We start from the raw sequence: 21,924 nt of genomic DNA on the forward strand, positions 1-21,924 counted from the left end.
CGCAGGGAAAGGTACCCTTACTGGAACGGCGTAGGACGCTGTGGCCGCAACGCTGAGTATCCTGGTCTGAAGGAGTACCGCTCGATGCTGGCGTGGCTCTCCGATAATGGTTTGCTGCTCGGCCTGGCGGTTCTGGATGGTCTCGCCTCTGCCGCCTCTATCTTCATGGTCGCTGTCGGCCTGAATCTCGTCTTTGGCGTGATGCGTATCCTGAACGTGGCCCATGGCAGCCTTTACGCGATCGGCGCCTATAGCGCCGCATCCCTTACGCTGTTCCTGACCTCGCGGGGCCTGCCGGGATGGCTCTGCTATCCCGCCCTGGTAATCGCCGCCGCGCTCGTCGGCGCCATTCTGGGGCCGCTGATCGAGCGCGTGCTGCTGAAGCGGGTCCAGAACCAGGAGCCGGTCCTGCAACTGCTGGTGACCTTCGCGCTGTTCATGATCCTGGAGGATGTTCAGAAGCTCATCTGGGGTGTGCAGCCCGTCTCCAACGATACCCCGATGCGCCTGCTGGGCACGGTGGATGTGCCCTTCGGCACGGACGTCATCCCTTATACCGCCTACCAGCTTTACGTGCTGCCGGGCGTTGCGCTTCTAACCCTGGTTGGCTTGGCCTGGTTCATGCGGCGCACCCTGGCGGGACGTGTGATTGTAGCCGTGACGACCGACCGGGAGGCCGCGACATCCCAGGGTATCGATGCCGCGAAGGTCACCATGCTGACCTTCACCTTCGGTGCCGCCCTCGCGGCATTGGGCGGGGCGCTGGCTTCGCCCATGACATCCATGGTGCCGGGCGTCGGCGCCTCCACCATCGTGCTCTCCTTCGCGGTCGTCGCGACAGCCGGGCTGGGGCAGATCGAGGGCGCCGCCATCGCCGCCGTGATGATCGGCCTTGGCCGCTCCATCGCCGTTTATCTGGAGCCGGAACTGGAAGTCGTGGTCCCCTACCTGATCATGGTGCTGGTTCTGCTGGTGCGCCCGCAGGGGCTGTTCGGCGTGACGGAGACACGGCGCATATGACAGGCCGCCTGGAAATCCTCGCCGCCATCCTGGGTGCGGCATTGCTGGTGCTGCTGGCCTGGGCCGTGCCATGGCTGCGTTTCGTGCTGACCATCGCCCTGGCCAAGGGCATCACGGTGCTGGGTATCCTGCTGCTGCTGCGCGCAGGGCAGGTGAGCTTCGGCCACGCCATGTATGTCGCCATCGCCGCCTACGCGGTGGCCTTCGTGGCGCCGCAGATGCGGGAAGCGCTGCTGCTGCTGCCCATGGCGGCACTCGTCTCCGCACTGGCCGGTCTGATCATCGGCCTTTTCGTCATGCGGTACCGCGAGATCTTCTTCGGCATGCTGAATCTCGCGCTCAGCATGGTGTTCTACTCGTTGCTGGAGAAGCTCTACACCATCACCCATGGCACGGACGGCATCCGCCTGCCCATGCCCACCTTCCTGGGCGTGGAACTCACCGGCGCCTCCTATGACTGGGCGGTCTTCACGCTGGCGCTGGTCCTGGCCGTCGGCTTCGCCATCTTCATCCGCATCTACCTCGCGGCGCCGCTGGGGCAGGCCCTGGCGGGCATCAAGACGCGGGAAGCGCGGCTGGAATTCATGGGCGTGCCGGCGCGTTACGTGTTGCTCTCCGCCTATGTGCTCTCGGCCCTGATGGCGGGCTGCGGCGGCAGCCTCGTGGCGCTCACCAGCCGCCATGTCACGCCGGCCCTGGCCTATTGGACGGCCTCGGGAGAGCTGGTCTTCATTGCCATCCTTGGCGGCGCCGGCAGCGTGCTGGGCGCCTTCCTGGGGGCCGTGGTCTATGAGCTGACGCGGGTCTATGCCGCGGCCAACCTCGCCGATGCCTGGCAGCTCATCCTGGGCTTGGTGCTGCTGCTGGTCATCCTCTTCGCGCCGGGGGGACTGGTGGGCATGGCCCGTGGCCTGCTGGGCCGGAGGAAGGTTGCATGAGCGTGCTGCTCTCCGCGCAGGATCTGTGGCTGGCCTTCGGCGGGGTGAAGGCCGCCGATGGCATCAACCTGGATGTGCTGGAGCGTGAGTTCCTCGCCATCATCGGCCCCAATGGCGCCGGCAAGACCACCTTCATCAACATGAGCACCGGCTACCTGCGGCCTCAGGCTGGCTCGATCACCTACCGCGGCCGGCAGGTGCTGGGCATGAAGCCGCGTGACATCGTCCGCATGGGCATCGCGCGCTCCTTCCAGCTGCCGCAGCTCTTCACCGAGCATACGGTGCTGGAGAACGCGGCCCTGGCCGTGGCGGCGCGGGAAGGGGTCTTCTCCATCTTCCGCCCCCTGCTGCGCCCTGCCTTTCGCGAGGAGGCGGAGGATCTCCTCAACCGCTTCGGCCTGATGCCAAATGCCCATCAGCGTGCCGATGCACTGAACGAAGGCACGCGCAAGCTGGCCGACATCGCCATGGCGGTGGCCATGCGGCCGCAGTTGCTGCTGATGGACGAGCCCACCAGCGGTGTCGCCGCCGCCGACAAGATGGCGGTGGTGGAGACCCTGGCGCGGGTTCTGCGGGATGCCGGGGTCACGGCGGTTTTCGTCGAGCATGACATGGATGTGGTCGCCCGCATCGCTGACCGTGTGGCGGTCTGGGGCCAGGGCAGAATCGCCGCGCTGGGGCCGCCGGAGCAGGTCCTGTCGGACCCGGTGGTGCAGCGCGAGGTCATCGGCATCCGTCCCGGCGAGGCGCCCCATGCTGCGGCTTGAGCAGGTCTCGGTGGACATCGCCGGGGCACCGGTGCTGCGCGGCGTGGATCTGGCGGTGCCGGCCGGCGCGCGCGTGGCGCTGATCGGCCGCAATGGCGCCGGCAAGACCACCACCCTGCGCACTCTGATGGGCCTGCTGCCGGTCCGCGGCGGCCAGATCACGATCGACGGCAAGGCCTGCGCTGAGGCGCCTGCGCACCAGCGCGCCTCGCTTGGGATCGGCTATGCGCCGGAGGAGCGGCGGCTCTTCGGCAGCTTCACGGTGCTGGAGAACCTGCGCCTGCCGGCGGAGGTGCTGAAGCTGCCCGAGCAGGAGTTGAACCGGCGGCTGGAGATGGTCTTCGGCCTGCTGCCGGAGTTGCGGGACTTCGGCCCGCGCAAGGCCGCCGGCCTTTCCGGTGGCCAGGGCAAGATGGTGGCGCTGGGGCGTGCCCTGATGGTGGGCACCCGCGCCGTGCTGCTGGATGAACCCTTCCAGGGCCTCGCCCCGGCGCTGGCGCTTCGCTATGCCGAGGCTCTGGGCCGCCTGCGCACCGCCTTGCCGGATGTCGCCATCCTCATCACCGAGAGCAGCCCGGCCTTGCTGCAATCCCTGGTGGACCAGACCTTCGTCATCGAACGGGGCGAGATACAAGCCGGACAGGCCTGAAGCCTGTCAGGAGGGGTTCAGGTGGAGGGACCCGCCCGCCTGGCGCGCTCCAGCACCAGTCGGGTGAAGGCGCTGGTCACCTCCTGCGCGGTGTCGGTCTGGTGAACCAGGCTCAGATCGGCACGGGGCGCGGGGCCGCGCAGGGGGCGGTAGGTGACACCTTCCGCCAGCAACTGCCCCATGGAGGCTGGCACCAGCGAAATGCCGATGCCGCTGGCAATCAGCGTGACGGTGGAGGCCATCTGCGGCGCCTCCTGCGCCACGCGCGGGCTGAAGCCGGCGGCCTCGCAGGCCTCGACGATGGCATCGTACAGGGCCCGCCCGTTGCGGCGCGGGTAGAGAATAAAGGACTCTCCCTTCAGCGCCGTCAGGGGGATGCTGCGCCGCCCGGCCAGCGGATGGCCCGCCGGCAGCGCCACCAGCATCTCCTCCCGCAGCAGCAGGCGGCAGGGCAACTGGCCGGTCTCGCCCGATGCGGGGCGGATAAAGGCGACATCGAGCCGGTGCGTCTGGAAGCCCTCCAGCAACTGCGCTGTCGTGGCCTCCATTAACTCCACCCGGACATCCGGATAGGCTTGCCGGTAATCCCGGATGCTGGCGGTGACAAAGGGGTTGAAGGAGGCGGAGGGCGTGAAGCCGATGCGCAGCAGCCCCAACTCACCCCAGGCGGCGCGACGCGCGTTCAGCACCGCCTGTTCGCTGCGGGCCAGGATCTCCTTGGCATCCCGCAGCATCCGCTGCCCGGCCGCCGTCAGCGCGACACCACGCGGCAGGCGGTCGAACAAGGGCGCGCCGACTTCCCGCTCCAGTTGCTGGATCTGTTGGCTGAGCGGCGGCTGCCCCAGGCCCAGGCGGCTGGCGGCGCGCGTGAAGCTCAGTTCCTCGGCGACGGCGATGAAGTAGCGGAGATGGCGGAGATCCATATCCCGGACCATGGAGGTTGCAGCGGTTCCATATATTGGACCTATGGGAGAATCAGTGCCAGTCTCCGTGCCAGAGCCGCTCAAGCGGCCGCCGTCCTGGAGGAGCGTCCATGAGAAGCGTCAATCCGCCTGTGTCCCGTCGAAGGCTGCTGCAATCCGGGCTGGGGGCCGGCAGCCTGCTGCTGGCCGGGCGTCCGGCCCATGCGCAGGCGCAGGCCCAGAAGCCGGCCGAGGTCAAGGTCGGCATCGCCACCTTCCTGTCCGGCCCCTCCAGCGTCTTCGGCGTGCCGGGACGCCAGGCGGCCGAATTGCTGTTCGACGAGCTGAACGCCGCTGGCGGCATCGCCGGGGTGAAGGCACGGCCGATCTTTGTCGATGAAGGCCCGGGCGTGGACCATTTCGCCGGCGAGTTCCGCCGTCTCGTGCAGAGCGAGAACGTCAACATCATCTTCTCCGCCATCTCCTCGGCGGATTGCCTGGCCTGCGCGCCGCTGGCCGATGAGCTGAAGCGCCCGACGCTGCTCTGGGATTGTGGCACCCAGCGGATCTTCGAGGATGCCAAGTACGACTATGCCTATCGCACCGGCGCCAACGCCACGCCCGAGGTGCTGTCGGCCCTGCTGTACCTGCTGAAGACGAAGCCGGAGTTCCGCAGCGTGGCCGTGGTGAACCAGGATTACGCCTGGGGCCGCGATTCCTGGGATATCTTCCGCACGGGCCTGCAGACGCTGAAGCCGGGCGTGCGCGTCGCCGCCGAGCTTTTCCCGCGCTTCGGCGCCACGGATTTCTCGAGCGAGATCACGCGGCTCCTGGCGCTGCGGCCGGATGTGATCCTCTCCACGTCCTGGGGCGGAGACCTCGATACCTTCATCCGTCAGGCGGCAGACCGGAAGCTGTTCGACCGCAGCACCTTCGTGCTGCCGCTGGCGGAATCCTCGCTGGAGCGGGTGGGCAAGGTGCTGCCCGCCGGGCACATCATCGGCTCGCGCGGAGACCACTGGTTCCTGCACCCATCGCCGGCCGACCCGGCGCTGCTCAAGAACTTCACCGAGAACTACCGCAAGCGCTTCAACAGCTATCCGATCTATTCCTGCCATCACATGGCGCAGGCCGTCTTCGCCATGAAAGCCGGGTATGAGAAGGCGCTGGCCGCCAAAGGCGGGCAGTGGCCGACCGATGCCGAGCTGGCCGCCGCCTTCAAGGGACTGACCTTCCCCTCGCTGACCTCCTCCATCACCATCCGCCCGGACGGGCAGGGGCTGGAGGACCAGCTGATCGGCACCACTCTGCACACCGACCGGTATCCCTTCCCGGTGATGACCGACATGGTCATCTTTCCGGCGGCATCGGTCACCACCCCGGTGGGGCAGAAGAGCCTGGACTGGCTCAAGACCCTGAAGCCCGACATGCTGGACAACATGGCCCAGCCCGTCGCCTTCCGCTGACCGCGCGGGGGCGGGCACAATCCCGCCCCTGGCCTTACCACTGGCTAGGATAACCGGACGATGACCGGACAGACCACGCAGAACACCCCTGAAACCCGCCGGCCGCTGGAGGGCCTGCTGGTGGTGGCACTGGAGCAGGCGGTGGCCGCGCCCTATTGCAGCTCCCGCCTTGCCGATGCCGGGGCCCGGGTGATCAAGATCGAGCGCCCGGAAGGCGATTTCGCGCGCGGCTACGACGCCGCCGTGCATGGGCTGTCCAGCTACTTCGTCTGGCTCAACCGCGGCAAGCAAAGCCTCATCGCCGATATCAAGAAGCCGGAAGATGCTGCCCTGCTGCACCGGATTCTGGAGAAGGCCGATGTCTTCATCCAGAACCTGGCGCCGGGCGCCGCCGCGCGGGCCGGCTTCGGCTCGGAAGAACTGCGGCGGCGCTACCCGCGCCTCATCACCGTCGATGTGTCGGGCTACGGCTCGGGCCATGCCTATGCCGGCATGAAGGCCTATGACCTGCTGGTGCAGGCGGAAAGCGGATTGGCGGCGATCACCGGGCATCCGGCGGGGCCCGGGCGGGTCGGCGTTTCCGTCTGCGACATTGCCTGCGGGATGTCCGCCTATGCCGCGGTGCTGGAGGCGCTGATCGGCCGCTCCATCACCGGCCAGGGGCGCAAGGTGGAGGTCAGCCTCTTCGACGGCATGGCGGACTGGATGAACGTGCCCCTGCTGTATTTCGAGGGCACGGGCAAGGCGCCGCAGCGCGTCGGCCTCGCGCATCCCTCCATCTGTCCTTATGGCGCCTTCCAGACATCGGATGGCGCGCTGGTGCTTTTCTCCATCCAGAACGAGCGCGAATGGGCCAGGTTCTGCGCTGGTGTCCTGGAACAGCCCGACCTGCCGGCGCAGCCGGGCTTCGAGAGCAACAACGCGCGCGTGGCCAACCGCGCGGCGGTGGATGCCGGCATCGCCCGCTTCTTCGCCGCGCTGACGCGGGAAGAGGCCGCGGCTCGCCTGGATGCGGCCGGAACTGCCTATGGCTTCGTCAACGAGGTCGCCAATCTGGTGCAGCACCCGGCGCTGCGGCGGGTGAATGTCGCCACGCCGGGCGGCCCGGCCTCCATCGTCGCGCCGCCAGCCATCCATGATGGCGCCGTGCCCGCGCTGGGTCCGGTGCCCGGCATCGGCGAGCATGATGCGCTGATCCGCACCGAATTCGCCGTGCCGCAGCCGGCTTGAGGGAAACGCCATGACCATCACCAACGAACTATCCGCCTTCGCAGCCGGCCTGCGTGTCGAGGCGCTGCCGCCCGAGGTGGTCGCCCGCGCCCGGCTGCTGGTGCTGGACCTGATCGGCAATGCCGTCCGCGCGCGGCAGGAGGCCGAGAGCACCCCCGCGCTTCTGGCGGCCGTGAAGGCCCTGGGGCTGGCGCAGGGCGAGGCCCGCGTGTTCGGCGACGACGCCGGCTATGCGCCCGCCGGCGCCGCGCTGGTGAATGCAACGCTAGGCCATTCGCTGGATTTCGATGACACGCATGCCGAGGCGGTGGTGCATCCCGGTGCCCCGGTCATTCCCGCTGCGCTGGCGGCGGCGGAGATGGTGGGGGCTTCAGGGGCCGAGACCCTGGCGGGCATCGTGGCCGGCTATGAGGTGGCGCTGCGCCTGGCGCTGGCCCTGCCGGCGGGGGCGCATTACGACCGGGGCTTCCATCCCTCGGCCACCTGCGGCGCCTTTGGCGCGGCGGCAGCGGCGGGTCGGGTCTTCGGGCTGGATGCGGCGGGCATCGCCTCCGCGCTCGGCATCGCCCTCAGCCAGAGCGCGGGCAGCCTGCAGTTCCTGGCCAATGGCGCCTGGACCAAGCGTTTCCAGGTCGGCTGGGCCGGCATGGCAGGGCTCACCGCCGCCACCCTGGCCCGGGAAGGGTTCAAGGGTGCCGCCGACGCCATCGAGGGCAAGCACGGCTTCCTCAACGCCTATGCCCCGGCGCCGAGGCCGGAGCGCGTGCTGCAGGATCTCGGCCAGTTCTACGAGCTGATGGCGACGGGCGTAAAGCCCTATCCCTCCTGCCGCTGGGGCCATGCCGGCATCGATGCCGCCCTGGCGCTGCGGGCCGAGCTGGACCTGAAGCCGGAGGAGATCGAGGGCGCGACACTCGGCATCTCCCGCGCCGCGCTGCTGCTGGTCGGCGAGCCTGCGGAGCGGAAGGCGGACCCGCAGAACGTGGTGGACGGCCAGTTCAGCGGCCCCTTCGTCATCGCCACGGCGCTGGCGACCGGCGGCATGGACTGGGACAGCTACAAGCTGCTGCAGGACCCCGGCATCCGCGCCCTGCTGCCGCGTGTCATCTGCGCCCATGACGAGGAGATCGAGGCCGAGTTCCCGGCCAATATGTCCGGCAAGCTGACCCTGCGCGCGCGGGGCCAGACCTTTATCCGCAAGGTGGTGGTGCCGAAGGGGGAGCCCTCCAACTTCCCCACGGACGCCGAGCTGCGGGCGAAGTTCGCCGGGCTGGCCGATGCCGTGCTGGGCGCCGGCCCTGCCTCCGCCCTGGCGGAGGAGGTGCTGCGCCTGGAGCAGCTGAACGAAGCGGCCTCGCTTCTCCGCCGGGCCGCGCCGACGCCCGATGCCCGCGCAGCCGCCTGAACAGGACGCGTTTGATGGACCAGATGATGACCGAGAGCGACCCGCATGCCGACCTGCGGGAGGAAGTCGCCAAGCTCTGCGCCCGCTTCCCCGGCGAATACTGGCGCAAGCTGGACGAGGTGCGCGGCTACCCCACCGAATTTGTGCAGGCGCTGACGGAGGCGGGTTACCTTGGCGCGCTGATCCCCGAGGAATATGGCGGCGCCGGGCTCGGGCTTTCCGCCGCCGCCGCGATTTTGGAGGAAGTGCAGCGCCAGGGCTGCAATGGTGCCGCCTGCCACGCCCAGATGTACATTATGGGCACCATCCTGCGGCACGGCAGCGCCGCGCAGAAGCAGGAATACCTGCCCAAGATTGCCAGCGGCGAACTGCGCCTGCAGGCCTTCGGCGTGACGGAGCCAACCAGCGGCACCGATACCACGGCGCTGCGGACCTTCGCCCGCCGCGAGGGCGACAAGTACATCGTCAACGGCCAGAAGATCTGGACCAGCCGGGCCGAGCATTCGGACCTGATGCTGCTGCTGGCGCGCACGACGCCGCGCGACCAGGTGGCGAAGAAGACTGAGGGGCTGTCCACCTTCATCGTCGACATGCGGAAGGTGCTGGGCAAGGGCCTGACCATCCGCCCGATCCGCACCATGATGAACCACAACTCCTGCGAGGTCTTCTTCGACAACATGGAAGTGCCGGCGGAGAACCTTGTGGGCGAGGAGGGCAAGGGCTTCCGCTATATCCTGGATGGCATGAATGCCGAGCGGCTGTTGATCGCCAGCGAATGCATCGGCGATGCCAAGTGGTTCATCGAGAAGGCGGTGAACTACGCGAAGGAGCGCGTGCTCTTCGGCCGGCCGATCGGGCAGAACCAGGGCGTGCAATTCCCCATCGCCCGCGCCTATGCGCAGATGCGCGCGGCCGAGGCCATCGTGCAGAAGGGGCTGGAGAAGTTCGAGCGCGGCGAGCGGCCGGGCGAGGAAGCCAATATGGGCAAGATGCTGGCAGCGGAAGCCAGCTGGGCGGCCGGCGAGGCCTGCGTGCAGACCCATGGTGGCTTCGGCTTCGCGGAAGAATACGATGTGGAGCGGAAGTTCCGTGAGACGCGCCTCTACCAGGTGGCCCCGATCAGCACCAACCTGATCCTGTCTTATCTTGGCGAGCATGTCCTGGGCATGCCGCGTTCCTATTAAGGGCGGACGCATGGGCCAGGATACCCTGACCGACTACAGCGCCTGGGTCGGGCGGCAGGAGGAGCAGCGGGACGTGGTGGCCGCCGGGCCGCTGGACCGCCTTGCCGCGACGCTGGACCGCGACGACCCCGCAGCGCAGCCCGGCGATGCCGCGCCGCCGCTGTCCCATTGGATCATGTTCCTGCCAGGGGCACGCCATTCCGCGCTGGGGGTGGACGGCCACCCCATGCGGGGTGGCTTCCTGCCGCCGGTGCACCACCTGCCGCGCCGCATGTGGGCCGGCGGGCGGCTGTCCTTCCATGCGCCGCTGCGCGTCGGCATGGCGGTGACGCGGACATCCACCATCGCCAATGTCTCCAGCCGTACGGGCGCCTCGGGAGAACTGGTCTTCGTGACGGTGCGGCACGAGGTCCGCGAAGACGGGCAGGGCGCCGTGCTGCTGACGGAGGAGCACGATATCGTCTATCGCTCGGCCACCGGGGCGGCGGTGAAGGCGGCACCGGAGGCGCCTTCAGCCGGCGCCTGGCAACGCAGCCTGGTGCCGGATGCGGTGATGCTCTTCCGCTACTCGGCGCTGACCTTCAACGGCCATCGCATCCATTACGACCGCGACTATGTGACGCATGAGGAAGGCTACCCCGGCCTCATCGTGCACGGTCCGCTGGTCGCGACCCTGTTGCTGGATCTGGTGCGCCGCCAGATGCCTGAAGCGAGGGTGACAGGCTTTTCCTTTAGGGCCATGTCGCCGCTCTTCGACGGCGCGCCCGTGACCCTGAACGGTAATCTGCCGGACGGCGAAGGGCGCGTCACGCTCTGGGCCACCAACCCGGCTGGCGGGCTGGCCATGCGGGCGGAGGCACAGATCGGCTGAACCTCCGCCTGCGCGCTGATCCTGCCACAAGAGAAAATTTCGGGAGAAGACGGATGATTCAGCGCAGAAACCTTTTGACCGCGGCGGCCCTTCTGGCGGCGCCGGCGGTGGTTCGGGCCCAGGGGAATTACCCGAACCGCCCGATCACGATGCAGGTTCCTTTCGCCGCCGGTGGCCCGACCGATGTCATGGCGCGTATCCTGGCGCAGGAGCTTTCCGCGGTGCTGGGGCAGCCGGTGCCAGTGGAGAATATCGGTGGCGCCGGCGGCATCCTGGGCACGCAGCGCACGGCCCGCGCTGCTCCGGACGGCTACACCATCGGCCTTGGCCACATGGGCACCCATGCGGCCAATCCATCCTTCTACAAGCAACTTCCTTATGACCCGGTGGAGAGCTTCACGCCACTTGGCCTCTTCGCCATCAATCCCATGGTTCTGGCGACCTCGCCGGGAGCGGGGAAAAGCCTGGCGGAACTGCGGGAGTGGGTCCGCCGCAACGAAGGCCAGCTGACCCTGGCAACAGCTGGCACGGGATCGGTGTCCTATCTCGGAGCGTTGCTGTTCGACCGGGCCATCAACGCGAAGGCAACCCTGGTGCCGTATCGCGGTGCCGGGCCGGCCTTGCAGGACACCATGAATGGGGTGACGCGGGCCATCGTGGATCAGGCGGTGACGGTGATCCCGCAGGCCAAAGGCGGAAGCCTGAATGCGCTCACGGTGACTGTCGGTGAAAGGCTGCCGCAACTGCCGGATGTTCCGACCTCGGCGGAGGCGGGTCTGCCCAGTTTCGATATTGCTGTCTGGAACGCTGCCTTCGTTCCGCGTGGCACGCGGGAGGCGATCGCGCAGACACTGACCCAGGCGATCAACACCGTGCTTGAGAGGCCAACGGTGAAATCCCGCTTCGGCGACATGGCCATTCAGATCCCACCGCCGGAGCGGCGCGGGCCGGAACCTTTGCGCGCCCTGATGTCACGAGAAATTCCGCGGTGGAAGCAGCTGACGAGCGAAGCCGGGGTGACACCGGAGTAGCAGGGAGGCCGGGCTGCTGCGGCAAGAAGCAGCCAGCGCCTCCGTGCCTTGCCAGCGGGTCGCTCACAAGATGTTGGGGCGGGACCTGCGCTGCATCACGCCGCTGAACTGGATGCGCATCATTCGCTTCTATACCATTGGGCTGCGGCATGAAGCATGGCCGTGCCTGCGCAGGACAGCAATCCGTGTCAAGCCGGCACCTCGATGCGATGAGCCACGCGGAAACAGTCGCGTTAGAACCAAGCGGGAGGAAGAATAAAGATGACGATTCAACGGCGCGTCTTGCTTCAGGCTGGTGCCGGCTTGCTGACGGGCGCCGCGCTTCTTCCATATGGTCTGCATCAGGCACGCGCGGCTGCGCCGTTCCGCAACGACGTTCCGCCAGCATGGTACCGATTCCGGTTTGGTGAATATGAGGCCACGATCATCTCCGATGGGCGCCTGCCGCTCGGCAAGCCGGAGCCAGCCTTTCCGGCGTCCCCACCCATTGAAATCGTCTCGTTGCTGCGGGACAACTTCCTGCCGCCGGATGCCGCGACGCTGGAGCAGAACGCACTCGTCCTGAATACCGGCCGGCAGCTCATTCTGTTCGATACCGGGATGGGCGAGAGCATGGGCGCGGACAGCAGAATGTTCGGCCCGACGACCGGGCGCCTGCTGGCTAATATGCGCGCCTCCGGCATCCAGCCTGAGCAGATCGACCTCGTGGTACTGAGCCACGCCCATAGCGACCATTGCTGGGCGCTCGTGGACGCCAATGGCAAGAAAAACTTCCCCAATGCGCAGGTTGCCGTCAGTGAAGCCGACCTTCGCTACTGGACTGACGACGGCAACAAGCGCGGCCCTGCGTTCATGACCACCTTCATCGATGGCGCAAAGAAGAATCTCTCTGCATATCGCGACCGCATGGTGATGGTGCGGGACGGGGGAGAGGTGGCGCCGGGTATCACGGCCATCTCGGCGCCTGGACATACGGTGGGGCATACCTGTTACAGCATCACCTCCGCAGGTCAGACCATGGTCTATACCGGAGATCTGGCCCACCATCATGTTCTGCTGTTGCAGCGGCCATTGTGGGAATTCTCCTTCGACACCGACCCGAAGCAATCAGCGCAGACGCGTAGCCGGATGCTGGACCGCCTGGCAAACGACAAGCACCTCGTGCTGTCGTATCACTTCCCCTGGCCGGGGCTGGGGCATGTCGTCCGCTCGGGCAGCGCCTATGAGTGGGCGGCCGAGCCCATGGATCTGACCGGCTGAAGCACATCGTCAGGCGGCACTGAGAGGGCATTGATGCATCGAGCCTTGAGGGGGCCACGCCGGCGTGCAGTCCCCTCGGCAGGCTCGCCGGCCAGCTAGGCGGCCGCTTGCAGGCCGCGGTTGCGGAGCAGGGCCTTGGTGCTCGGCTCCCGCCCGCGGAAGGCGATGTAAAGCTGCATCGGGTCCCTGGTATCGCCGGCGCTGAGCAGGCGCCGAAGCCGTGCGGCCGTGGCGGTGTCGAAGGGGTCGCCGGTTTCCTCGAAGGCCTCGAAGCCATCGGCATCCAGTACTTCCGACCAGAGGTAGGAGTAATAACCCGCCGCATAGCCGCCGCCGGCAAAGAGGTGCTGGAAATGTGCAGGACGATGGCGGATGCCGATCTCCACCGGCATCCCGATGCTGGCGAGGAACTCGCGCTCGAAGACATCGATGTCGATGCTGCCCGGTGCCGGGTGGCTGTGCAGCGCCATGTCGATCAATGCCGAGGCGGCGTACTCGACCGTGGCGAAGCCCTGGTTGAACGTCTGCGCCGCCCGCAGCCGCTCGATCAGCGCATCCGGCAGCGGCGCGCCTGTCTCGGAGTGCAGGGCGTATTGGCGCAGGGTTTCCGGCAACGCCACCCAGTGCTCGTAGATCTGCGAAGGCAGTTCCACGAAGTCCCGCCGCACCGAGGTGCCGGATTGCGCCGGGTAGCGCACTTGGCTCAGCAGCCCGTGCAGGGCATGGCCGAACTCATGGAACAGCGTCTCGGCATCGTCGAAGCTCAGTAGCGTCGGCTTGGCCTTGGCGAAGTTATTGTTGTTGACGATGATCGGCGTGACCAGGCCGTCCATGTTCTCCTGGTCGCGGTAGCTGCTCATCCAGGCGCCGGAGCGCTTGTCGGCGCGCGCATAGGGGTCTGCCAGGAAGACGCCGACGGTGCCCTTCTCGTCCCGCACCTCATAGGCCTGCACATCGGGGTGATAGGTGGGAAGATCCTCCCGCCGCAGGAACTCGAGGCCAAAGAGGCGACCGGCGGTGTCGAAGGCGGCACGCTGGATGTTCTCGAACTCGAAGAAGGACTTCAGTTCCGCCTCGTCCAGCGCGTAATCGGCGCGGCGCACCTTCTCGCTGTAATAGCGCCAGTCCCAGGGAGCCAGGGCATCGTCGAAGCCTTCGGCGCGGGCCAGTTCCAGCAATCGCTCGCGCTCGGCGGCGGCGCGGCGCTTGGCGGGTTCCCAGACCTCCGCCAGCAGGCCCTGGGCGGCCTCCACCGAGCCCGCCATGCTGTCGGCCAACCGGAAGGTGGCAAAGTCGGGGTAGCCGAGCAGACGCGCACGCTCGTTGCGCAGCGCCAGGATCTCCGGGATCAGCGGACGGTTGTCATGCGCGCCAGGATGGGTTCCGCGTGCGATCCAGGCTTCATAGGCGACCCGCCGCAGGTCCCGGCGGGCCGAGAAGGTGAGGAAAGGCTCGATCAGGGAACGGGACAGCGTGATGGCATAGCCGGGGATACCCCGCTCCACCGCCGCCTGGGCTGCGCCGGCGCGCAGGAAGTCGGGCAGGCCGTCCAGGTCCGCCTCGGTCAGCGGCAGGTGCCAAGCCTTCTCGTCATGCAGCACATTCTGGCCGAAGGCGGTGTGCAGCACGGCCAGGCGCTCGGAGATCTCGCTCATCCGGGCCTTCTCCGCCGGTGCCAGCGCCGCGCCGCTGCGGATGAAGCCGAGATGCGTGCGGTCCAGCAACCGAAGCTGGTCTTCCTCCAGCCCCAGCGTATCCCGCTGCGCGTGCAGCGCCGAGACGCGGGCGAAGAGTGCCGGGTCCAGCGCCACCTTCATGCTGTGCTGGGCCAGTTGCGGCGAAAGCTCGCGGTCCAGCTCCTCCAGCGCCTCGCCGCCCAGGCTGGCGGCCAGGTTGCCGAAGAGATTGCCGACCCGCTCCAGCGCCCGGCCGCTGCGTTGCAGGGCCTCGATGGTATTGGCGAACGTGGGGGCCGCCGGGTCGGTGCCGATGGCAGCGACTTCGGCCAGATGTTCCTCCATGGCCGCGGCGAAGGCCGGCGGGAAATGTTCCGGCCGGATGCGGTCGAAGGGCGGCATCCCGAAGGGGCCAGTCCAGGGGGCGAGGAGGGGATTGGTCGTGGTCATCCCCTGATCCGGGCAGAAGCTCCCTGCCTGGTCAAGAGCCGGCGGTGCCATGGAGGGCTGCGCTGGATCGATGTCACTGTCGCGTGAAGCGTGCCGGCGTCAGGTCACCTGCCGCTTGCTCAGCTTCCGCGCCAGCGTGCGGCGGTGCATGCCGAGGCGGCGGGCGGCTTCGGAGATATTGAAGCCGGTATCCGCCAGGGTCTGGTGGATGTGCTCCCATTCCAGCGTCTTGATGGAGGTCGGGCGCTCCGTCACCGGCACCTCGGCATCGGCCTCGGCATGGAAGGCGGCCTCGATGTCGTCGGTATTGGAAGGCTTGGCCAGATAGTGGCAGGCGCCGAGCTTGATGGCCTCCACCGCCGTGGCGATGCTGGCAAAGCCCGTGAGCACCACGATCAGCATCGCAGGGTCATGTGCATGCAGCGCCTGCACGCAGGCGAGGCCGGATGCTCCTGCCAGCTTCAGGTCCACCACGGCATATTGCGGCGTGTCCTGCTTCAGCAGCTCCAGCATTTCCTCCAGCCCGGGTGCTGCCAGGACACGGTAGCCCCGCCGCTCGAAGGAACGCTTGAGGGTGCGGGAGAAGCTGGCATCGTCCTCGACGATCAGCAGCAGGCGTTCAGGCGGCATGGCCGGCGCTTCCTTCGATGGCCAGGGCGGCGAGGGGGAGGGTCAGTGTCACCGTTGCCCCGCCTTCCGGCCTGTTGCGGGCCGTGACGCTGCCCCCCAGCTTACGCACCACATTCACCACCAGGAACAACCCGAGGCCGCCGCCCGTCCGCCCCTTGCTGGAGCGGTAGGGCTTGCCGAATTCCGCCAGCATATCCGGCGCGAAGCCAGGGCCCTTGTCGCTGACCTCCAGCACCAGATTGGCATCCTGCTGGAAAGCCGAGAGGCGGATGGGTAGCCCGCTGCACTCATAGGCATTGTCCAGCACGTTGAAGAGCACCTGCTTCAATGCACGGTCGGCGATGATCTCCAGATCGCGGTCCAGGCTGCTGTCCCAGGTGACGGTAGCGGCGGGGCGGGTAATGCGCCAATCCTCCACCAGCTCCCGCAAGAAGGTATTGGCCAGGGTGACCACCGGCGCCTCCCCGCGTGCCTCGCCGGCGGAAAGCAGGATGCCGCTCACGATGGCCTTGCAGCGCTCCACCGCCACCTGCATCTCGTCGATCTCCTGCAACAGGTCTGGCATGGAGCGTAAGGCCTCCATGCGGCGCCAGTCGCCCAGGATCACGGAAACCGTCGACAGCGGCGTGCCCAATTCATGCGCGGCGCCGGAAGCCAGCAGGCCCATGCGGACGATGTGGTCGGCCTCCGCCGCCTGCTGGCGCATATGGGCGAGGTTGGCGTCCCGCGCCCGCAGATTGCCGTTGATGCGCGTGACAAAGACCACCAGCAGCGCGGCATCCAGGATGAAGCAGACCAGCAGCCCCTGCAGATGCAGCCGGAACAGATCATCCGCGAGGTGGGAGGGGAGCTCCAGCGGGCGGTACTGCAAGGTGAGGCCCAGCACGCAGGCGCTGGTGATGGCGACCAGCACCCAGGCACGCCGCACATCCAGCAGCACCGCCGCCAGCGTCACCTGCAACAGGTAGAGCGAGATGAAGGGATTGGTCGGCCCGCCGCTGAGGTAAAGCTGCGCCGTCAGCGCCGCCACATCGAAGGTCAAAGCCAGGAAGAGGGCGGAGCTGCTGACCTCCGCCTGCCGCCGGAGCCAGAAGTGGCTGACGAGGTTCAGCAGCACCAGCACCGCCAGCACCAGCGCCATGGTTCCAAGGGGCAGGGTGATGCCGAAGCCGAAATGCACCACGCCGATGGTCAGCAACTGCCCGGATACGGCGAGCCAGCGGAGCTGGATGAGCTGCAACATGTTCTTGCGGCCGGTCGCGTCCCCCGCCCCGGCGGCTGGCCCCTCCAGGGAGGAGGCCGTCGGGCGAAGGGTGACAGAACTCATCGTGCATTCTCCGTGGGCGGGCCGGGTCGGCATGGAAGCCGCTGCCTCAACCCGGCCGCCGCCTCGCCCGCCATTCCTCCCGCGCGAGATAGGCGCTGGCGCCGGCGAGCATCAGGGCCAGAGCATACCATGTCAGCGCATAGACCAAATGGCTGTTGGGGAAGGAAACCACCGTCAGGCCGCCCACCGGCAGGCCACCCGGATTGGGCGTGGCATCGGCGTCGAGGAAGAAGGGTGCCACATCCCTAAGCCCACGGGCGGCGGCGATGGCCTCGACATCCCGCGAATGCCAGCGGTCCGCCGCCGGGTCGTTGCTGCGCAGGAAGCCGCCCCTGGGCTCAGGCATGCGTAGCAGGCCGGTAACGGTGACCTCCCCGGGCCGCTCGGAAGCGGCGCGGCTGGCACGGTCCCGCCGGTCCGCCGGCACGAAGCCGCGGTTGACCAGCAGGGTGCCCTCCCGCATCCGCAGCGGCGTCATGACCCAGAAGCCGGCGCCGAGTGAGGTGGTCGCCTGGGTCAGCGCTTCCTGGTCATAGAGAAAGGTGCCGGTGGCCTGGATGCGGCGGTATTCATCGGCCGCGGCGGTGACCCGGGGCCAGTCGGCCGGCGGGGGCAAGGCCGCTGGCCGGGCATGAACGCGGGCGTCCACGCGCGCGATCAGGTCGAGCTTCCAGGCGCGGCGCTCGACCTGCCAGTTGCCCAGCGCCACCAGGCCGGTGATGCCCAGCAGCGCCAGGAGCCCCAGCAGCGCCAGCGCCACCGGGGAACGGCGCCGTGCCGCGCCGCTGGCGTCAGGGGCGGGCACGGCGGTGGGTCACGGCATGCTCCGCATGTCGTGCGGCATGGGCATCATGTTGGTGTTCATGTGGTACATGACCCAGAGCGAGCCAGCCAGCGTGATCACGACGATCACCAGCGTGAAGATCAGCGCCAGCATGGTCCAGCCGCCTTCCGAGCGGCTGTTCATGTGCAGGAAGTACACCATGTGCACCACGATCTGCACCACGGCGAAGCCCATGATGACGAAGGCCGTCACGCGGGAATCCGCGATGACCTCGCCCATCACCAGCCAGAAGGGAATGGCGGTGAGGATGACGGAGAGCAGGAAGCCCGTCACATAGCCCTTCAGCGAGCCATGGCCGGCTTCCTCGCCATGGCCATGGACAACGCCGTGGCCATGCACGTCGCCGCTATGCGGTGCCGGTTGCGCGCTCATGGAAGCACCCCGATCAGATAGACGAAGGAGAAGACGCCGATCCAGATGACGTCCAGGAAGTGCCAGAAGAGGCTGAGGCACATCAGGCGCCGCTTGTTCTCCGGCACCAGCCCCCGCTGCGCCACCTGCACCATCAGCACCACCAGCCAGATGATGCCGAAGGTGACGTGCAGGCCGTGCGTGCCCACCAGCGCGAAGAAGGAGGACAGGAAGGCGCTGCGCTGCGGCGTCGCGCCCGCATGGATCAGGTGGGAGAATTCGTAGAGCTCGATGCCCAGGAAGGCGAGGCCGAAGAGGCCCGTGACGCCCAGCCAGAACAGCGTGGCGGCCTTGCGGTTCCGCTCCATCAGCAACATGGCGAAGCCATAGGTGATGGAGGAGAACAGCAGCATCGAGGTGTTCAGCGCCACCAGCGACAGGTCGAAGAGATCCGCCGGGCCGGGCCCGGCCGCGTAGTTGCGGCCAAGCACGCCGTAGGTGGCGAAGAGCACGGCGAAGATGAGGCAGTCGCTCATCAGGTAGATCCAGAAGCCGAGCATGGTGCCGGCCCCGGAATGCACGTGCTCGTGCTCCTCGGTGACGTAGAAGTTCACTGGCCCGCCCGGGACGGGGCTATGGGCATGCGCCTGGTCCATCGCCTTACTCCCCCGCCAGCATCCGGGTGCGGGCACCCTCGGCGCGCGCCACATCCTCGGCCGGGATGTAGAACTCGCGGTCGTAGTTGAAGGTATGCACGATCGAGACCACCAGGATCGCCACGAAGGAGAGAGCGGCCAGCCACCACATGTACCAGATCATGCCGACGGAGAAGGCAACCGCCAGCGCCGAGAGGATGACGCCGGTGCCGGTGTTCTTCGGCATGTGGATGGGCCGGAAGCCTTCCACCGGGCGCTCGAAGCCACGCTTCTTCATGTCCCACCAGGCGTCATTGTCATGCACCACCGGCGTGAAGGCGAAGTTGTAAGCCGGCGGCGGGGAGGAGGTGGCCCACTCCAGCGTGCGGCCGCCCCAGGGGTCGCCGGTCCAGTCGCGTAGCTGGTCGCGCTTCATGAAGCTGACCACGAGCTGGATCAGGAAGCAGGCGATGCCGCAGGCGATCAGCACCGCGCCGAAGGCGGCGATGACGAACCAGATCTGCAGCGAGGAGTCGTCGAAGTGGTTGACGCGGCGGGTCACGCCCATCAGGCCCAGCACGTAGAGCGGCATGAAGGCGACCCAGAAGCCCACCAGCCAGAACCAGAAGGACAGCTTGCCCCAGAAGTCATCCAGCTTGTAGCCGAAGGCCTTCGGAAACCAGTAGGTGATGCCCGCCAGCAGGCCGAAGACCACGCCGCCGATGATCACGTTGTGGAAGTGCGCGATCAGGAACAGCGAGTTGTGCAGTTGGAAGTCCGCCGGCGGCACCGCCAGCAGAACGCCGGTCATGCCACCCACCACGAAGGTGACCATGAAGCCCACGGTCCACATCATCGGCAGCTCGTACCGGATGCGGCCGCGATACATGGTGAAGAGCCAGTTGAAGATCTTCGCGCCCGTCGGGATCGAGATCACCATGGTGGTGATGCCGAAGAAGGAATTGACGCTGGCGCCGGAGCCCATGGTGAAGAAGTGGTGCAGCCAGACCAGGTAGGACAGGATCGTGATCACGACGGTCGCGTAGACCATCGAGCTGTAGCCGAAGAGGCGCTTGGAGGAGTAGGTGGACACCACCTCGGAGAAGATGCCGAAGGCGGGCAGGATCAGGATGTAGACTTCCGGGTGGCCCCAGATCCAGATGAGGTTGACGTACATCATCGGGTTGCCGCCGAAGTCGCTGGTGAAGAAGTTCGTCCCCACGTAGCGGTCCAGCGACAGCAGCACGAGCACGGCCGTCAGCACCGGGAAGGCGGCGACGATCAGCACGTTGGTGCAGAGCGAGGTCCAGGTGAAGACCGGCATCTTCATCATGCTCATGCCCGGCGCGCGCATCTTCACGATGGTCGCGATCAGGTTGACGCCTGATAGCAAGGTGCCCACGCCCGCGACCTGCAAGGCCCAGATATAGTAGTCCACGCCGACACCTGGACTGGCCTCGATGCCGGAGAGCGGCGGATAGGCCAGCCAGCCGGTCTGCGCGAATTCACCCACGAACAGCGACATCATGACGATCACGGCACCGGCCGTGGTCATCCAGAAGGAGAAGTTGTTCAGGAAGGGGAAGGCCACGTCGCGCGCGCCGATCTGCAGCGGCACAACGAAGTTCATCAGCCCCGTCACCAGCGGCATGGCGAAGAAGAAGATCATGATCACACCATGGGCGGTGAAGATCTGATCATAGTGGTGTGGCGGCAGGTAGCCCTCGGACCCGCCGAAAGCGATAGCCTGCTGGGCGCGCATCATGATGGCGTCGGAGAAGCCGCGCAGCAGCATCACCAAGGCCAGGATGACATACATGATGCCGATGCGCTTGTGGTCCACGGTGGTGAACCATTCGCGCCAGAGATAGGCCCAGAGCCGGTATTTCGTGATCGCTGCAACAAGCGCGATGCCGCCCAGGGCGACCATGGCAAAGGTGGCGACCAGGATCGGCTCATGCAGCGGCAGGGAGTTCAGCGACAGGCGGCCGAACAAGAACGACGTTGAGTCCGGGGATGGTGACATAGGTCTAATCAGTCATTCCGTTGTCATGGCCACGGGCAGCACAGCCGCCCCTGCCGTGGCAGGCAGGGGCGACAGGATCAGTTGATGGCGCGGGACTGCGCCGGCTGGCCGGTGCCACGGGCATCGGCGAAGGTGCAGAAGGCGGCGACATAGCGCTGCGGCTTGCCGGAGGGCGTGGGCTCCGGGCTGGTCAGCACGTTGATCGTGCCGGCCATGCCCAGGCCGCCGCGCATGTCGATGCCCATCATCTGGTCCATGCACATGCGGGAAGCATCGACGCAGCGGTTGACGACGGCATTGAACAGGTCCGGCGCGAAGCTGGCGAAGTGGCGCACCGGCTCCTTGTGGCTTGGCTTCTCCAGCTCAAGGTACTCGGCACGGCCGAGCTGCGCGGTGTTGTTCGCCTTGGCATCGGCCACCCAGCGGTTGAAGTCGTCGGTGCTCAGGCCATGCACCTTGAAATGCATGTCGGAGAAGCCGCCGCCGCTGTAGTTGGCCGAGAGGCCGTGATAGACGCCGGGCTTGTTGATGACGGCATGCAACTGGGTCTGCATGCCCGGCATGGCATAGATCATGCCCGCCATGGCTGGCACCGAGAAGGCATTCATCACGGTGGAAGCGGTGATGTTGAACTTCACCGGCACGTCCACCGGCAACGCCAGCTCATTGACCGAGGCGACGCCCTGCTCGGGGTAGAGGAAGAGCCACTTCCAGTCCAGCGCCACCACGTCCACCTGCAGCGGCTTCACATCCGCAGGCAGCGGGCGCTCGGCATCCAGACGCGCGATGGGCCGGTAAGGGTCCAGCAGATGGCTGCCCACCCAGGTCAGGCCGCCCAGCGCGACGATGATGCAGAGCGGCGCGGACCAGATGATCACCTCCAGCCGCGTGGAGTGGTGCCAGTCGGGATCATAGGTGGCGCTGGTATTGGACTGGCGGTAGCGCCAGGCGAAGAAAAGGGTCAGCAGGATCACGGGGACGATGATGATCAGCATCAACACCGTGGACCAGACAATCAGGTCACGCTGCTGCGCCGCCACGTCTCCCGAGGGATTCATGATGACCAGGTTGCACCCGGACAGAAGGAGTGCCAGCGGCCCCAGGGCCAGGAGACGCAGGATCTTGGAAGCCATACCCATCACTCGAGAAACCATGAAGCTCCCGCGCCACTTAGGCTCTTGGTAGCCTGGCCGGGAGTGGACGTTTTGTCCTATCGGCATGGGCGCCGCCGCAGGGCACATGCAAAGGCATCATGGCCGAGT

General features: G+C 67.1%; 20 protein-coding genes. 11 read left to right on the plus strand and 9 right to left on the minus strand.

The features are described from left to right. Positions 1–84 precede the first annotated feature (84 nt). The 4 genes from EBE87_RS10060 to EBE87_RS10075 are packed head-to-tail and all read left to right on the plus strand — an operon-like array spanning position 85 to position 3,374. Complete coding sequence (locus EBE87_RS10060) at positions 85–1,020, plus strand: branched-chain amino acid ABC transporter permease (protein WP_120636767.1); 936 nt, start codon at positions 85–87, stop codon at positions 1,018–1,020. Next, positions 1,017–1,958 carry a branched-chain amino acid ABC transporter permease gene (locus EBE87_RS10065; protein WP_120636768.1) on the plus strand — a complete coding sequence of 314 codons (942 nt, stop codon included), beginning with the start codon at positions 1,017–1,019 and terminating at the stop codon, positions 1,956–1,958. Before EBE87_RS10060 ends, EBE87_RS10065 begins: the two co-directional genes overlap by 4 nt. Beyond that, positions 1,955–2,725, plus strand: coding sequence for an ABC transporter ATP-binding protein (locus EBE87_RS10070; RefSeq protein ID WP_120636769.1), 771 nt, complete (start codon positions 1,955–1,957; stop codon positions 2,723–2,725). The genes EBE87_RS10065 and EBE87_RS10070 overlap by 4 nt, the downstream gene beginning before the upstream one ends. Further along, a complete protein-coding gene (locus EBE87_RS10075; protein ID WP_120636770.1) occupies positions 2,712–3,374 on the plus strand; it encodes an ABC transporter ATP-binding protein in 663 nt (220 codons plus the stop codon). Before EBE87_RS10070 ends, EBE87_RS10075 begins: the two co-directional genes overlap by 14 nt. A 17-nt stretch (positions 3,375–3,391) precedes the next feature. Here EBE87_RS10075 and EBE87_RS10080 read toward each other — a convergent pair whose 3' ends face one another. Further along, on the minus strand, positions 3,392–4,309 hold the full coding sequence (locus EBE87_RS10080; protein ID WP_199707100.1) for a LysR family transcriptional regulator: 918 nt from the start codon (positions 4,307–4,309) through the stop codon (positions 3,392–3,394). 98 nt (positions 4,310–4,407) lie between these two features. Here EBE87_RS10080 and EBE87_RS10085 point away from each other — a divergent pair, with 98 nt between their 5' ends. The 7 genes from EBE87_RS10085 to EBE87_RS10115 all read left to right on the plus strand — a co-directional run bounded on the left by EBE87_RS10085 (position 4,408) and on the right by EBE87_RS10115 (position 12,723). Continuing rightward, positions 4,408–5,742: an ABC transporter substrate-binding protein gene (locus EBE87_RS10085; RefSeq protein WP_233553038.1), complete on the plus strand. Its 1,335-nt coding sequence runs from the start codon at positions 4,408–4,410 to the stop codon at positions 5,740–5,742. Positions 5,743–5,802: 60 nt separating this feature from the next. Then, positions 5,803–6,972 (plus strand): CaiB/BaiF CoA transferase family protein, encoded by a 1,170-nt coding sequence (locus tag EBE87_RS10090; RefSeq protein ID WP_120636771.1) that lies wholly within the window; start codon positions 5,803–5,805, stop codon positions 6,970–6,972. Positions 6,973–6,982: 10 nt separating this feature from the next. Beyond that, positions 6,983–8,377 carry an MmgE/PrpD family protein gene (locus tag EBE87_RS10095; RefSeq protein ID WP_120636772.1) on the plus strand — a complete coding sequence of 465 codons (1,395 nt, stop codon included), beginning with the start codon at positions 6,983–6,985 and terminating at the stop codon, positions 8,375–8,377. A gap of 14 nt (positions 8,378–8,391) precedes the next feature. After that, the gene (locus tag EBE87_RS10100) at positions 8,392–9,561 is read left to right on the plus strand and encodes an acyl-CoA dehydrogenase family protein (RefSeq protein ID WP_408887708.1); all 1,170 of its coding nucleotides are present in this window, start codon (positions 8,392–8,394) and stop codon (positions 9,559–9,561) included. Between the two features lie 10 nt (positions 9,562–9,571). After that, the gene (locus EBE87_RS10105; protein WP_120636773.1) at positions 9,572–10,432 is read left to right on the plus strand and encodes an FAS1-like dehydratase domain-containing protein; all 861 of its coding nucleotides are present in this window, start codon (positions 9,572–9,574) and stop codon (positions 10,430–10,432) included. Between the two features lie 53 nt (positions 10,433–10,485). Next, positions 10,486–11,463: a tripartite tricarboxylate transporter substrate-binding protein gene (locus EBE87_RS10110; protein WP_120636774.1), complete on the plus strand. Its 978-nt coding sequence runs from the start codon at positions 10,486–10,488 to the stop codon at positions 11,461–11,463. A 261-nt stretch (positions 11,464–11,724) separates the two neighbouring features. Next, entirely contained in the window at positions 11,725–12,723 is a 999-nt protein-coding gene (locus EBE87_RS10115; RefSeq protein WP_120636775.1) for an MBL fold metallo-hydrolase, read from the plus strand. A gap of 95 nt (positions 12,724–12,818) precedes the next feature. Here EBE87_RS10115 and EBE87_RS10120 read toward each other — a convergent pair whose 3' ends face one another. The 8 genes from EBE87_RS10120 to cyoA form a co-directional block, all read right to left on the minus strand. Then, the gene (locus EBE87_RS10120) at positions 12,819–14,849 is read right to left on the minus strand and encodes a M3 family metallopeptidase (RefSeq protein WP_120636776.1); all 2,031 of its coding nucleotides are present in this window, start codon (positions 14,847–14,849) and stop codon (positions 12,819–12,821) included. 99 nt (positions 14,850–14,948) lie between these two features. Further along, positions 14,949–15,479: a response regulator transcription factor gene (locus EBE87_RS10125; RefSeq protein ID WP_120636777.1), complete on the minus strand. Its 531-nt coding sequence runs from the start codon at positions 15,477–15,479 to the stop codon at positions 14,949–14,951. Beyond that, complete coding sequence (locus tag EBE87_RS10130; RefSeq protein WP_199707101.1) at positions 15,469–16,806, minus strand: ATP-binding protein; 1,338 nt, start codon at positions 16,804–16,806, stop codon at positions 15,469–15,471. The genes EBE87_RS10125 and EBE87_RS10130 overlap by 11 nt, the downstream gene beginning before the upstream one ends. Positions 16,807–16,852: 46 nt before the next feature. Further along, positions 16,853–17,611 (minus strand): SURF1 family protein, encoded by a 759-nt coding sequence (locus EBE87_RS10135; RefSeq protein WP_120636779.1) that lies wholly within the window; start codon positions 17,609–17,611, stop codon positions 16,853–16,855. A 9-nt stretch (positions 17,612–17,620) separates the two neighbouring features. Next, positions 17,621–18,022 (minus strand): cytochrome o ubiquinol oxidase subunit IV, encoded by a 402-nt coding sequence (gene cyoD / locus EBE87_RS10140; RefSeq protein WP_120636780.1) that lies wholly within the window; start codon positions 18,020–18,022, stop codon positions 17,621–17,623. After that, positions 18,019–18,657, minus strand: a complete 639-nt coding sequence (gene cyoC, locus EBE87_RS10145; protein WP_120636781.1) for a cytochrome o ubiquinol oxidase subunit III — start codon at positions 18,655–18,657, stop codon at positions 18,019–18,021. Before cyoC ends, cyoD begins: the two co-directional genes overlap by 4 nt. A gap of 4 nt (positions 18,658–18,661) precedes the next feature. Beyond that, on the minus strand, positions 18,662–20,632 hold the full coding sequence (cyoB, locus tag EBE87_RS10150) for a cytochrome o ubiquinol oxidase subunit I (protein ID WP_456316258.1): 1,971 nt from the start codon (positions 20,630–20,632) through the stop codon (positions 18,662–18,664). Between the two features lie 107 nt (positions 20,633–20,739). Continuing rightward, positions 20,740–21,795 (minus strand): ubiquinol oxidase subunit II, encoded by a 1,056-nt coding sequence (gene cyoA, locus EBE87_RS10155; RefSeq protein WP_120636783.1) that lies wholly within the window; start codon positions 21,793–21,795, stop codon positions 20,740–20,742. Between the last annotated feature and the right edge of the window lie 129 nt (positions 21,796–21,924).

Source organism: Teichococcus wenyumeiae (assembly GCF_003696345.1).
Classification (GTDB): Bacteria; Pseudomonadota; Alphaproteobacteria; order Acetobacterales; family Acetobacteraceae; genus Pseudoroseomonas; species Pseudoroseomonas wenyumeiae.